Here is a 14,199-nt window from a genome sequence, read left to right on the forward strand (position 1 = left end):
TGCTTTCGGCCAGATCTGACAAGCGACACCGTTTCTTCATCAAAACGTTGCTCGGGTTTTGCCCTACCCCTTGCCAAGGGCCGGGTCTTTCGTCCTAGGGTCAGGGCTCTTCCCTCCCCCACAGGGCAGCCTCCTTCTCGGGCTCGGTGTGCTGCTGCATTCCGTTTTTGCCGACCCCTGGAAGTAGTCAATGCGATCTGCGAAGCAGCTCATGCTCGGCTCGCTCGGTACCGCCCTCGCACTCTCGGGCCTGACCGCGCTCGCTCCGACCCCGTCCGCCCAGGCCAACACCGGCGGCACCGGCCTCGTGATCTCGGAGGTGTACGGCGCCGGCGGCAACGGTGGCGCCGCCTACAACGCCGACTTCGTCGAGCTCTACAACCCGACCAACGGTGCGTTGTCCCTCTCCGGGCTGGCCATCCACTACCGCTCCGCCTCCGGCGGCTCGGGCGGCGCCCCCGTGGCCCTGTCCGGCAGCGTGCCCGCCAAGGGCCACTACCTGATCCGGATGGGTGCCGTCGGCACCACCGGCGCGGCGCTGCCGACGCCGGACGCCGCTCCGGGCTCCTTCAGCATGGCCGCCGCCGGCGGCCAGGTCGCCCTCCAGCAGGGCACGGCGGTCATCGCGACCTCCGGCAACACCAGCGGCAACGCCAGCTTCGTCGACTTCGTCGGCGCCAGCGGCTCCACCAGCTTCGAGACCGCCGCGACCACCTCGGCCGCGACCGCGGCGAAGTCGCTCAACCGCACCAACGGCGCCGACTCCGACAGCAACGCCGCCGACTTCGTCCTGGCCGACCCGACGCCCACCAACGCATCCGTCGTCGTCAGCGACGACCTGGCCGCGACCGACCCCGGTGACAAGACCTTCGTCAAGGACGCGGCGATCTCCCCGATCACGCTGAGCGCGACCGGCGGCACCGCGCCCTACACGTGGTCGACGACGGCACTGCCGGCGGGGCTGGACCTCAACGGCAGCACCATCGAGGGCACGCCCTCGGCGACCGGTACGACGACCGTCACCGCGACCGTCACCGACGCCACCTCGCCGACCGCCGTCACCGCGACCACCGAGTTCACCATCACGGTGAACGACCCGGCCGCCACGACGACGATCGCCGACATCCAGGGCAGCGGCGCGACCAGCCCGGTCGTGAACACCGCCGTGACCACCCAGGGTGTCGTCACCGCGGCGTACCCGACCGGTGGCTTCAACGGCTTCTACATCCAGACCCCGGGCCCCGACACCACGCCGGGCAGGTCCGACGGCATCTTCGTCTTCGGCTCCGTGCCGGCCGGGCTCGCCGTCGGCGACTCGGTCCGCGTCTCGGGCACGGTGAAGGAGTTCAACGGCCTCACCGAGATCGACGTCGCCACCGGCTCGGTCACCACCATCGCGGCGCTCGGCACGGTGGTCCCGAAGACCGTCCTGCCCGGCACCGACTGCGCGCTCCCGGGCACCGACTGCCTGGAGGGCGCCGCCCTGGAGGCCGCCCGTGAGGCGGTCGAGGGCGAGGCGTTCAAGCCCACCGCGCCGTACACCGTCACCGACGCCTACGACGGCTCGGCGTTCGTCTCCGGCGCCACGCCCTCGAGCAGCAACTTCGGTGAGATCGGCCTCGCGGCCCAGTCCGACCAGCCGCTCATCACGCCGACCGACATCATCGACGCGCAGGACACCGCGGCGATCGCGGCCCGCACCCGCTGGAACGACGCGCACCGGGTGATCCTCGACGACGGCTCCAGCACGACGTACTGGAACACCGGCAACACCGCCGCGGGCAAGGACTCGCCGCTGCCGTGGTTCACCGCGGACCACCAGGTCCGGGTGGGCGCGAAGGTGACCTTCGACCAGCCGGTGATCCTCGACTACCGCTTCGGCTGGAAGGTGCAGCCGACCGGCCAGGTCGTCGGCGCCCCGACGGGCAAGCTGACCTTCGAGCAGAACCGTCCGGCCGCGCCCGCGCCGGTCGGTGGTGACATCAAGCTGGGCACCTTCAACGTGCTCAACTACTTCACCACCCTCGGCAAGGACTACGCCGGCTGCACGTCGTACAAGGACCGCGCCGGCAACCCGATCGCGGTCAACACCTGCCCCGGAACGGGCCCGCGTGGCGCCTGGGACGAGACCAACTTCCAGCGTCAGCAGGCCAAGATCGTCGGTGCGATCAACAAGATCGACGCCGACATCATCTCGGTCGAGGAGATCGAGAACAGCCGCGTCGTCGACGGTGCCGGTGCGGACCGCGACGAGGCGCTGGCTGCCCTGGTGACCGCGCTCAACGCGGCCGCCGGTGCCGGCACCTGGGACTACGTCCGCTCGCCGGCGAGCGCGTCGACCGACACCAACGTCGCCCTGCAGGACGTGATCCGGACCGGCTTCATCTACAAGCCGGCCGCGGTGGAGGTCGTCGGTGACGCCGACATGCTGTTCGGCACGACCGAGTTCGACAACGCCCGTGAGCCCTTCGCCTCGGTCTTCAAGCCGAAGGGCGCGACGGACGCCAGCCGCTTCGCGGTCATCGTCAACCACTTCAAGTCCAAGGGCTCCGGCGCCAACGACGGCACCGGCCAGGGCAACGCCAACCCGGACCGGATCAACCAGGCCACCCGGTTGGCGAAGTACGCCGACGACTTCGCCGCGGCGCGGGGAGTGAGCGCGGTCTTCCTGACCGGCGACTTCAACTCCTACTCCCAGGAGGACCCGATGCAGGTCCTCTACGGCAAGGGCTTCAGCCAGCTCGAGGCGGAGGGCAAGCACTCCTACAGCTTCGACGGCCAGTCCGGCTCGCTCGACCACGTGCTCGCCAACGACGCCGCCAAGGCGCTCGTGACCGGGGTCGACATCTGGGAGATCAACGCCAACGAGACGGTGTTCAACCTCTACTCCCGCTACAACTACGCCGGCACGAACCTCTACACCACCGGCACCTACAGCGCCTCCGACCACAACCCGGAGGTCATCGGCATCAAGAAGGCCGCGCCCACGAGCACCGACGTGCAGATCATCGGCACGAACGACTTCCACGGCCGGCTGCTCGCCGACGGCGCCAACGCCGCCGGTGCCTCGGTCCTGTCGGGTGCGGTGAAGAAGCTGCGCTCGGAGAACCCCGACACGGTCTTCGTGGCCGCGGGTGACCTGATCGGTGCCTCGACCTTCGAGTCCTTCATCCAGAAGGACGCGCCGACGATCGACGCGCTCAACGAGGCGGGCCTGGAGGTCTCGGCCGCGGGCAACCACGAGTTCGACCAGGGCTACGAAGACCTCGTGGGCCGGGTCAAGGACCGGGCCGACTGGACCTACATCGCCGCCAACGTCAACGAGCCGGACGGCCGCGACGACCTGGCGGACACCTGGGTCAAGGACATCGACGGCGTCAAGGTCGGCTTCGTCGGCGCGGTCACCGAGGACCTGCCCACCCTGGTCAGCCCCTCGGGCATCGAGGGCCTGACGGTCACCGACATCGTCGACGCGACGAACGCGGCGGCCGCTCGGCTCAAGGCCGGGGGCGCGGACCTCGTCGTGCTGCTGGTGCACGAGGGCTCGGCCTCGACGACCTGCACCTCGTCGCAGTTCACCGACCCGACCACGGTCTGGGGCAACATCACCCAGAACGTCTCGCCCGACGTGGACGCGATCGTCTCCGGCCACACCCACCTGGCCTACAACTGCTCGTTCCCGGTCGCCCAGTGGCAGACCGAGGGCCGCGCGGTGACCGAGCGCCCGGTGGTCTCGGCCGGCCAGTACGGCACCAACCTCAACAAGCTGGTCTTCACCGTCGGCAGCGACGGCAAGGTCACCGCCAAGACCCAGGAGGTCCTGAGCCTGACCACCGGCACCTGGCCGACGGACCCGGCGGTCACCTCGATCGTCAACGCCGCCTCGGCACAGGCCGACGTGCTCGGTGCGAAGGAGCTCGGCACGCTGCAGGGTGTCTTCAACCGGGCCAAGCTGAGCGGCGGCACCACCGAGAACCGCGGTGGCGAGTCGACGCTCGGCAACAAGGTGGCCGAGGTGCAGCGCTGGGCGACGGACGCCCAGATCGCCTTCATGAACCCCGGCGGCCTCCGCCAGGACATGGGCGGCACCGTGGTGGACCAGGCCTACCTGGACGCCCACCCGGACTCCACGGCGAAGATCGGCGACCGGATCCTGACCTACAAGCAGGCCGCGGTCGTCCAGCCCTTCGCCAACACGCTGAACAACGTCAAGCTCACTGGTGCCCAGCTCAAGACGGTGCTGGAGCAGCAGTGGCAGCGCGCCGCCAACGGCACGGTGCCCACCCGGCCGTTCCTGCGGCTCGGTGTGTCCGACGGCTTCACCTACACCTACAGCGAGAAGCCGGTGACCATCAGCGGCGTCGCGACCTTCCAGGGCACGGTGACCGGGATGTGGCTCGACGGCGAGCCGATCGACCTGACCAAGAGCTACTCGGTCACGGTCAACTCGTTCCTCGCCACCGGCGGTGACAACTTCCGCGAGTTCGCCAACGGGACCGGCAAGGTCGACACCGGGAAGGCCGACCTGCAGGCGATGGTCGACTACATGGCCGCCAAGGCCGCGCAGACCCCGCTCCCGGTCGACAAGACCCAGCACGCGGTCCAGGTGGACTTCCCGGCCGACGCTCCCGCGTCGTACGCGCCCGGCAGCCACGTGACCTTCTCCGTCGGGTCGTGGGCGATGTCCACCGCCGCGGACGCGAAGGACGCCACGCTGCAGGTCAAGCTCGGTGACGAGGTGCTCGGCAGCTTCCCGGTCGACAACACCATCGGCGCCGAGGTCTACGACCCCTACGGCAAGGCGTCGGTCGACGTCACCCTGCCGGCCGGACTGCCCTCCGGTGCGATCCAGCTGACGCTGGTCGGACCCACGACCGGCACCACCGCGATCGTCCCCGTGACGGTCAAGGCGACGCTGGCCAGCACGGGCAAGCCGACCATCAGCGGCACGCCGAAGGTGGGCGAGGAGCTGACCAGCACCAACGGCGGCTGGGAGCCCACCCCGACGTCCTACGCCTACCAGTGGCTGGCCGACGGCGCCGAGATCTCCGGCGCCACCGCGTCCACGTTCACCCCGGGCGCGGACCAGGAGGGCAAGGTGATCACCCTGCGGGTGACCGCCTCGCTCGACGGCTGGAACGACGGCACGGCCACCTCCGAGCCGACGGCCGAGGTCGCCCAGGGCACCTTCGCCAACACCGCCGCGCCGACCATCTCCGGCACGCCGGCCGTGGGCCAGAAGCTGTCCGCGTCCTCGGGCGGCTGGGACCCGGCACCCGACGAGGTCACCTACCAGTGGTACGCCGACGAGGTCGCCATCAGCGGCGCCACCGACGCGTCGTACACGCTGACGGCGGCCGAGCTGGGCACGACGATCACCGTCGTCGCGACGGCCACCGCGGCCGGGTTCGAGGCGAAGGACGCGACCTCGGAGGCCACCGCGGCGGTCGCGAAGGGGACCCCGGTCGTCACGGCCGGCAACGCGACCATGACCTACGGCAAGTCGGTCACCGTCCCGGTCTTCGTGACCGCGACCGGTGCCTCGACCGCCGGCGGCACGGTCACCCTCCGGATCGGCACCAAGGTGCTCGGTACGGCCACCGTCGACGCCACCGGCCGGGCCAATGTCGTCGTCGCGGCCCGCTCGCTGGTGCCCGGCCTGTCCCCGTTCACCTTCCTGGCGACCTACAGCGGCAACGCGAGCCTGGGCGCCGGGTCGGACACGGGCGTGATCGTGGTCCGCAAGGGCACGGTCACGGTCACCAAGATGGCGATGACCTCGCCGGTCAAGGTGAAGTCGACCCGCGCGGTGGTCAACGTCCGGGTCGCCAACGCCGACGGGGTCCCGGCCACCGGGACCGTGACGGTCTCGGCGACGGGCGTCGGATCGGTCACGGTCACCCTCGTCGACGGGCGGGCCTCGGCCAAGCTCCCGGTCTTCCCGACCACGGGCACGAAGACCCTGGCGCTGGTCTACAACGGCAACGCCTTCCTCGAGGTCAAGCGGGTGACGTCCACCTTCACGGTGGTCCGCTGACCCTGACCTGAGGTACGCCGGCCGGCGGTCCCGTGGCACGATCGGTGCCATGGGATCGCCGGCCGACCTCGTTGACCACCTGCGCGAGCAGGACGCCACCGTCGCCACGGCCGAGTCGCTGACGGGCGGCCGGCTCGCCTCCCGCCTGACCGGCGTGCCCGGCTCCTCCGCGGTCTTCGCCGGGGGCGTGGTGAGCTACCACACCGAGGTGAAGGTCGACGTGCTCGGGGTCGCGCAGGCGACCGTCGACGAGCACGGGGTGGTCTCCGCGCAGTGCGCCCAGGAGATGGCCGCCGGCGTGCGCCGGCTGCTCGGGACGACGTACGCCGTCAGCACCACCGGTGTCGCCGGACCCGAGCGCCAGGAGGGCAAGCCCGTGGGCACGGTGTTCGTCGGGGTGGCCGGCCCGCACGACGTCCGCGCGGTCGAGCTGGCCCTCGACGGCGACCGCCCGACCGTCCAGGAAGCGAGTGTCGACGCCGCGTTGTCGGCGCTGGCTGACATGATCGCCTCGGACAGTCAGCCCGCGGAAGATCCAGGCCTCGGGTAGCGTTGGGCACAGGACCCGGTCGCCCGGGGCTCGCAGACGTCCAGGGAGAGGAGATCGAGATGGTGCTGTTCCGCCGTTCACTCGGTGACATCCTGCGCAACCGCCGCGCCGAGCTCGGTCTCACCCTGCGCGAGGTCTCCGGCGCCGCCCGGGTGAGCCTCGGCTACATCTCCGAGATCGAGCGCGGACAGAAGGAAGCCTCCTCCGAGCTGCTCTCCTCGCTGTGCGACGCCCTGGAGATGCCGCTGTCCGACGTGCTCCGCGAGGTCGCAGACGCGGTGGCGCTGGAGGAGGCCGCGCTGGTGGCCGCCGCACCGACGCCGATCACGACCCGCCGCACCGGCGAGGTCGTCGCCTCCGCCGCCTGACCGGGAGTCAGCGGCGCCCGGCCATCGCCTCCAGGCGGGCGATGCGCTCCGCCATCGGCGGGTGCGTCGAGAACATCTTCTGCACGTCCGCGGCCCGGAACGGGTTGGCGATCATCATGTGGCTGGCGTTCTGCAGCTGGGGCGTGGGCGCCAGCGGCGCCCGAGCGGTGCCGGACTCGAGCTTGCGCAGCGCGGAGGCGAGCGCCAGCGGGTCGTTGGTCAGGCGGGCGCCGTCCTCGTCGGCGTCGTACTCCCGGGTGCGGCTGATCGCCATCTGGATCACCGCGGCGGCGAACGGCGCCAGCAGCGCGGTGGCGATCATCGCCAGCGGGTTGGGGCGGTCCTCGTCGTTGCCGCCGCCGAAGAAGGACGTGAACGCCAAGAACTGCGCCACCGAGCTGATCACCCCGGCGACCGCCGCGGCGATCGAGCCGGTGAGGATGTCGCGGTTGTAGACGTGCATGAGCTCGTGGCCGAGCACGCCGCGCAGCTCGCGCTCGTCGAGGAGGCCGAGGATGCCCTCGGTGCAGCACACGGCGGCGTGCTGCGGGTTGCGACCGGTCGCGAACGCGTTCGGTGCCTGGGTCGGTGAGACGAACAGGGCCGGCATCGGCTGGCCCGCGGCGGTCGAGAGCTCGCGGACGATCCGGTGCATCGCCGGCTGCTGCGCCTCGCTCACCGGGTAGGCGTGCATCGCCTTGATCGCCAGCTTGTCGGAGTTCCAGTAGCCGTACGCCGTCGTGCCGACACCGATCAGGGCGAAGACCCAGATGAACGCCGAGCTGCCGGTCGAGGCCGCGATCAGCCCGCCGACGGCGAGCAGCAGGGCGAAGATGACGCCGAAGAGACCGGCGGTCTTGAGGCCGTTGTGGTGGCGGTGCATGCCACGTCAACGAACGGGACGGGCCGGCGCGTTCCGGGCGCCGGACGAGAGCCAGGTCACGAAAATGAGGTGCGCCGGCGGGGGAGCGGCGTCTACCGTTCTCGGCGCGAGGTCAGCGGCCACCCCGGCGTACCGGCGGCGGTCCCGCGTGTTGTCCCGCTCTGTTGGCCGTGCCTGCAAGCACCCGGGTTCGACTCCCGTCTCCGCACGGCGGCGGGCGACGACCACCACCCCGGGCCGCGCCCTGCGGCGGTCCCGGTCCGTACGACGGGTCCGGCCCCGCGCGGCCCGGGCGGTCGTCGCCCGTCGTCCTCGCGCCACCCACCCACCCATCGGCACCGCAACGGAAGGAGGCCGCCGATGAAGCTGTTCCGACTCCCCCTGGTCGTCCACCCCTGGACTGTCGTGCTGGAGCGCCTCGACGGCCAGCCGACCGTGGTGCTCCCGGCGGGCCGGCACGCCGCGCGCCCGCGGGCGTCGTACGAGGTCGTGGACCTGCGCGAGCAGCTCACCGCGCTCTCGCCGCAGGAGGTGCCGACCGACGACGGCCTGACCGTGAAGATCTCCGCCGCGGTGCGCTGGCGGGTCACCGACCCGGTGGCCTACGCCGAGGTCGCCACGGACGCGCTCGCGGTGGTCTACCTCTCCGTCCAGGTCGCCCTGCGCGAGCTGGCGGCCGGTCTCGCCGCCGAGGACGTCGCAACGGCCGTGCGGGCCGAGGCAGCGGCCGGGCTGGTGGCCGCGGTGCGCGCCGAGGCGGCGCGGGTCGGCATCGAGGTGCTGGCCGTGGACGTCAAGGACGTGCTGCTGCCGTTCGAGCTGCGCCAGGCGCGCGCGGAGCTGGTCGTGGGCCGGCACCGGGCGCAGGTGAAGCTGGAGGAGGCGCGTGCCGAGACTGCCGCGCTCCGTTCGCTCGCCAACGGCGCGAAGCTGCTGGCCGACAATCCAGCGCTCGCGCGGCTGCGGCTGGTGCAGGCGCTGCCGCACGGCACGACGCTGGAGCTGCGCGCCGACGACTAGCTGGCCGCGGTGGGGCCGGGCTGGCAGCGGGGACACCAGTAGGTGGTCCGCTCCCTCCCGGCCTCGCCCACCTCGCCGGCGAGGATCGTGGTGCCGCAGCGCCGGCAGGGCTGGCGCTGCCTGCGGTAGACCCACACCGGGTTGCGCCGGTCGCCGGTGGTCACCGGGCGTCCGGTCCGCATCGCCGACTGCAGCATCTGCCGGGCCCGGCTGAGGAACCGGGCGGGGTCGCGGACCTGGGACACCGGCCCGACCGGGCACACGCCGTGCACGAAGCAGCTCTCGGCGAGCCAGATCGTGCCGATGCCCGCGACCACGGTCTGGTCGAGCAGCGCCTCGCCGAGCACCCGGTCGGGTCGCGCGGCCAGTCGCGCGACCGCCTCGTCCCGGTCGCCGTCGGTCCAGGGCCCGAGCAGGTCGGGGCCCAGGTGGCCGATCACGGCCGGCTCCTCCGCGGTGGGGAACAGCTCGACCAGGCCGAGCCGCAGCCCCACGGCGACCACCCGGTCGGTCGTCAGGACGACCCGGGCGTCCGCCGCCGGACCCGGCCAGCGCTCGCCGGGCGCCACGGTCCGCCAGCTGCCCTCCATCTTCAGGTGGGTGTGCAGGGTCAACGGTGCCCCGTCGGCGGTGACCAGCCGCGTCAGCAGGTGCTTGCCGTGGGTCGCGGTGTGCTGGACCGTCGCCCCGGCCAGGTCGGTCGTCGCGAGCTGGGGCACCCGGAAGTCCGAGCGCACCAGGATCTGCCCGGCCAGGGCGTGGTCCAGCCGGTCGCCGGTACGACGGACGGCGTCTCCCTCAGGCACGGATCCGCAGCCCCCGGGGCGTCGCGACGAACCCGGCCGCGGCCAGGGCCTCGCGCAGCGGGCTGCCGCTGCCGAGCAGGGCCGCGCCGTCGGCCTTCTCGACGGTGAGCTGGCCGAGCGTGCCGCGTCGTACGGCGGTCGACAGCGCCTCGGCCGCCGGCTCCAGCCGGGCCGGCTCGTCGGTCCAGGTGAGCAGGGTGCGGCCCCCGCGCTCGACGTAGAGCACCAGGGCGCCGTCGACCAGGACGACCAGCGCCCCGGCCTTGCGCCCTGGTCGGTGCCCGGCGCTCTCATCCTCCCCGCGGGCGGCCTGGGGCCAGGGCAGGGCGGCGCCGTAGGGGTTGGCCGGGTCGGTGGCCGCCACGGCGACCGCGACCGGCTTGTCCTCCAGGCCGGTCGGCACGAAGGTGCGCAGCCGGTCGATGGCGCCGGCCGTGCCGAACTGAGCAGCGCCGAGGCCCTCGACGAAGTAGCCCCGGCGGCACCGGCCGGACTCCTCGAAGGCGCTGAGCACCTTGTAGACCGCGGCGAAGCCGCCCGGCACGCGCTCGTTGACGACCGCCCCGCGGGTCACCACACCGTGACGCTCCAGCAGCTGCTCGGCGAAGGCGTGCGCCCGGCGGGTCGGGTCGCGATCGATCGCCGGCAGCAACGCCCACCGCCCCGCGGTCTCCGGGGGACCGGTGCGAGCGACGCGGCCCGGCCGGGCCGGGGCGCGGTGGCGCGTGCGGTGGGTGCCCCGGCCACCGCGGGTCAGCGCCCGGATCGGGGTGAGCGTGTCGTTGGTGAGGTGGCCGGACCAGACCAGGCCCCACAGCGCCGCGCTGAGCGCGTCGTCGAGCGGAGCCTGGTCGCCGGCGTCGAGGCTCGCCCGCGCCACCTGGTCGGCGACCTGCCGGAAGAACCAGGCGCCGCCGGGGCTGAGCACGTCGAGCACTCGCTGCTGGAGCGGGTCCTCCACCGGGCCCGGCTCGGGCAGGGTCAGGTGGGCCTGGTCGGCCAGGTGCAGCGAGATCCAGCCGTCGCTGCCCGGCAGCGCGCCGTGGCCGGCCCAGAGCACCTCACCCGTCGCGGTCAGCTCGTCGAGCAGCGCCGGCTCGTAGTCACGCACCCGTGCCGGCAGCACCAGCGACTCCAGGCCGCTGGCCGGCACCGGCGCGCCCGCCAGCTGCTCGACGGTGCGCAGCAGCCCGTCGGCCCCGCGCGGCCCGCGGGCGGTGGTGATCTCGTGCCAGGCCGCGGTGAACCGGGCCAACGTGGTCGGCTCCACCGGCTCGATCTCGTGGCGCAGCTTGGCCAGCGAACGACGCCGCAGGCGGCGCAGCACCTCGACGTCGCACCACTCCTCGCCGGCACCGACCGGCCGGAACTCGCCCGACAGCACCCGGCCCTGCCCCTCCAGCCGCTGGAGGGTGTGCCGGACGACGGCGATGCCCAGCCCCAGCCGGGTCGCGACCTGGTCGGGGGTGAAGGGTCCGTGGGTGCGGGCGTAGCGGCCCACCAGGTCCGAGAGCGGGTCGTCGACGGGCTCGGCGAAGGCGGCTGGCGTGCCCGGCGGGACCGGCACCCCGAGACCGTCCCGCAGCCGGGCGACGTCCTCGACGGCGGCCCACGCGTCGCCGTAGGCCATCCGGACCGGGACCACCCGGCGTGCGCTCGCCAGGTCGGCCAGCCACTCGGCGACCGGCGCCTCCTCGCGGGAGCGCGCCGCGACCTCGGCCTCGGTGAGCGGTCCGAGCAGGCGGAGCAGGTCGGCCACGCCCTCGGCGTCGCGGGCCCGTCGGTCGGGGATGGTGCGCTGCAGCTCGGCCTCGACCTCGGCGAGCACGTCGGGGTCGAGCAGCTCGCGCAGCTCGGCGCGCCCGAGCAGCTCGGCGAGCAGTCCCTGGTCGAGGGTGAGCGCGGCCGCCCGCCGCTCGGCGAGCGGGGAGTCGCCCTCGTAGACGAACTGGGCGACGTAGCCGAACATCAGCGTCCGGGCGTACGGCGAGGGCTGGGTCGTCTCGACCTCGGTGACCGTGACGTCGCGCTGCTCCACGCGGCGCAGCAGGGTGGTCAGCCCGGGCAGGTCGTAGACGTCGTTGAGCACCTCGCGGACCGTCTCCAGCACGATCGGGAACGACGGGTAGCGACTCGCGACCTCGAGCAGGGCCGCGGCCCGCTGGCGCTGCTGCCACAGCGGGGAGCGGCGGCCGGGGTCGCGCCGGGGGAGCAGCAGGGCGCGGGCGGCGCACTCGCGGAACCGGGCGGCGAAGAGGGCCGAGCCGCCGACCTCGCGGGTGACGACCTCCTCGATCTCGTCGGGCTCGAAGGCGATCAGGTCGGCGCCGGGCGGCTCGGCGTCGGTGTCGGGGATCCGGATCACGATGCCGTCGTCGGAGGCCATCGCCTGGCCGTCGATGCCGAAGCGCTCGCGCAGCCGGGCGTTGATCGCCAGCGCCCAGGGCGCGTGCACGGCCGTGCCGTAGGGCGAGTGCACCGCCAGCCGCCAGTCGCCGAGCTCGTCGCGGAAGCGCTCGACGAGGACGGTGCTGTCGCTCGGCAGGACCCGGGTGGACTCCACCTGCTCGCGCAAGTAGGTCACCAGGTTGCTCGCGGCGTTGGTGTCGAGGCCGATCTCGCGGGCCCGGGCCTCGGCCTTCTTGTCGGGCAGCGCCGCGAGCTCGCGGGTGAACGCGCCGATCGCCTCGCCGAGCTCGGTGGGCCGCCCGGCCGTGTCACCCTTCCAGAACGGCAGCCGCCCGGGGACGCCCGGGGCGGGGGTGACGATCACCTGGTCCCGGGTGATGTCCTCGATCCGCCAGCTCGTGGCGCCGAGCGCGAACACGTCGCCCACCCGGCTCTCGTGGACCATCTCCTCGTCGAGCTCGCCCACCCGGCGCCCGTCGCCGGAACCGGCGAGGAACACGCCGTAGAGACCGCGGTCGGGGATGGTGCCACCGCTCGTGACGGCGAGCCGCTGGGCGCCCGGACGGCCGCTGACCCGGCCCGTCACCCGGTCCCAGGTCACGCGCGGGCGCAGCTCGGCGAACTCGTCGCTCGGGTAGCGCCCGGCGAGCAGGTCGAGCACCGCGTCGTACGCCGAGCGGGGCAGGTGGGCGTAGGGCGCGGCCCGGCGCACGACGTCGTAGAGCTCGTCGACGTCCCACTCCTCGACGGCGGTGGCGGCGACGACCTGCTGGGCGAGCACGTCGAGCGGGTTGGCCGGGACCCGCAGCTCCTCGATGCCGCCGGTGCGCATGCGGGCCACCGCGACGGCGGCCGGGGCGAGGTCGCCGCGGTGCTGCGGGAAGAAGATCCCGCGGGAGGTCTCGCCCACCTGGTGCCCGGCCCGGCCGACGCGTTGCAGGGCGCTGGCGACGCTCGGCGGGGAGGCGATCTGCAGGACCAGGTCGACCGCGCCCATGTCGATGCCGAGCTCGAGGCTGCTGGTGGCGACCACGGCAGGCAGCCGGCCGGCCTTGAGGTCGTCCTCGACGATGGCGCGCTGCTCCTTGGACACCGAGCCGTGGTGGGTCCGGGCCAGCACCGGTGGCGCGCCGGCCGCCGCCCCGGACTGGGCCATCACCTGGGCGGGCGGCTCCACGCCGTCGGCGGAGACCTCCGCGGCGATCTCGTTGAGCCGGGCCGTGAGCCGCTCCGCCGTACGCCGGCCGTTGGTGAACACGATCGTCGAGCGGTGCTCCTCGATCAGCTCCGCGACCCGTTGCTCGACGTGCGGCCAGATGCTCGCCCGCGCCGGTGGCGCGGTCGGGTCGTCGTCCTCGACGACCTGGCCGAGCTCGGTCATGTCCTCGACCGGGACCTCGACCCGCAGGTCCCACTCCTTGTGCGCCGGCGGTGCGACGATCTCGACCGGCGCGGAGCCGCCGAGGAAGCGGGCGACCTCCTCGGTGGGCCGGACCGTCGCGGACAGCCCGATCCGCTGCGCGGGCCGGGCAAGCAGCGCGTCGAGCCGCTCCAGGCTGACCGCGAGGTGCGCGCCGCGCTTGGTGCCGGCCACGGCGTGCACCTCGTCGACGATCACCGTCTCGATGCCGCGCAGCGTCTCCCTCGCCTGGCTGGTGAGGATCAGGAAGAGCGACTCCGGTGTCGTGATCAGCACGTCCGGCGGCTTGGTCGCCAGCTTGCGGCGGTCGCCGGCGGCCGTGTCACCGGAGCGGATGCCGACGGTGACCTCGGGCAGGCCGGTGGCGCCGAGCCGCTCCGCGGTCTGCCGGATGCCGGTCAGCGGGGCCCTCAGGTTGCGCTCCACGTCGACCGCGAGCGCCTTGAGCGGGGAGACGTAGAGCACCCGGGTGCGGTGCAGCTTGTCGGCCGGGGGCGGGGTCGTCAGCAGCCGGTCGATGCCCGCCAGGAACGCGCTCAGCGTCTTGCCGGAGCCGGTCGGCGCGACCACCAGGGTGTGCCGGCCGTGCCCGATCGCGTCCCAGGCGCCGGCCTGGGCAGGGGTCGGCTCGGCGAACGCGGCCCGGAACCAGGTCCGGGTCGGCTCGCTGAACGCGGCAAGCGGGTCGTCGGTCACCTGGACATCC

General features: G+C 73.2%; 7 protein-coding genes. 4 read left to right on the forward strand and 3 right to left on the reverse strand.

Annotated features, from left to right (window positions below):
- The first annotated feature begins 190 nt into the window (after positions 1 to 190).
- From MRBLML1_RS12275 to MRBLML1_RS12285, 3 genes are read left to right on the forward strand one after another with little or no spacing between them, the layout of a single operon-like run.
- The gene (locus MRBLML1_RS12275; RefSeq protein WP_364516175.1) at positions 191 to 6,037 is read left to right on the forward strand and encodes an ExeM/NucH family extracellular endonuclease; all 5,847 of its coding nucleotides are present in this window, start codon (positions 191 to 193) and stop codon (positions 6,035 to 6,037) included.
- A 49-nt stretch (positions 6,038 to 6,086) separates the two neighbouring features.
- Positions 6,087 to 6,587 carry a CinA family protein gene (locus MRBLML1_RS12280; protein WP_364516177.1) on the forward strand — a complete coding sequence of 167 codons (501 nt, stop codon included), beginning with the start codon at positions 6,087 to 6,089 and terminating at the stop codon, positions 6,585 to 6,587.
- A gap of 59 nt (positions 6,588 to 6,646) precedes the next feature.
- Complete coding sequence (locus MRBLML1_RS12285; protein WP_364516179.1) at positions 6,647 to 6,955, forward strand: helix-turn-helix domain-containing protein; 309 nt, start codon at positions 6,647 to 6,649, stop codon at positions 6,953 to 6,955.
- Between the two features lie 7 nt (positions 6,956 to 6,962).
- Here MRBLML1_RS12285 and htpX read toward each other — a convergent pair whose 3' ends face one another.
- A complete protein-coding gene (htpX, locus tag MRBLML1_RS12290) occupies positions 6,963 to 7,838 on the reverse strand; it encodes a zinc metalloprotease HtpX (protein WP_364516181.1) in 876 nt (291 codons plus the stop codon).
- Positions 7,839 to 8,198: 360 nt separating this feature from the next.
- Between htpX and MRBLML1_RS12295 the strand changes: the two genes are divergently transcribed.
- Positions 8,199 to 8,858 (forward strand): SPFH domain-containing protein, encoded by a 660-nt coding sequence (locus MRBLML1_RS12295; RefSeq protein WP_364516183.1) that lies wholly within the window; start codon positions 8,199 to 8,201, stop codon positions 8,856 to 8,858.
- Here the strand turns inward: MRBLML1_RS12295 and MRBLML1_RS12300 are convergent.
- Both MRBLML1_RS12300 and MRBLML1_RS12305 read right to left on the reverse strand, forming a co-directional pair.
- Positions 8,855 to 9,664: a DNA-formamidopyrimidine glycosylase family protein gene (locus tag MRBLML1_RS12300; RefSeq protein WP_364516185.1), complete on the reverse strand. Its 810-nt coding sequence runs from the start codon at positions 9,662 to 9,664 to the stop codon at positions 8,855 to 8,857. The genes MRBLML1_RS12295 and MRBLML1_RS12300 overlap by 4 nt on opposite strands.
- On the reverse strand, positions 9,657 to 14,189 hold the full coding sequence (locus tag MRBLML1_RS12305; RefSeq protein WP_364516187.1) for an ATP-dependent helicase: 4,533 nt from the start codon (positions 14,187 to 14,189) through the stop codon (positions 9,657 to 9,659). The genes MRBLML1_RS12300 and MRBLML1_RS12305 overlap by 8 nt, the downstream gene beginning before the upstream one ends.
- Positions 14,190 to 14,199: the final 10 nt, after the last annotated feature.

This window comes from Nocardioides sp. LML1-1-1.1 (assembly GCF_040676175.1).
In the GTDB taxonomy this organism is placed as follows: Bacteria; Actinomycetota; Actinomycetes; order Propionibacteriales; family Nocardioidaceae; genus Nocardioides.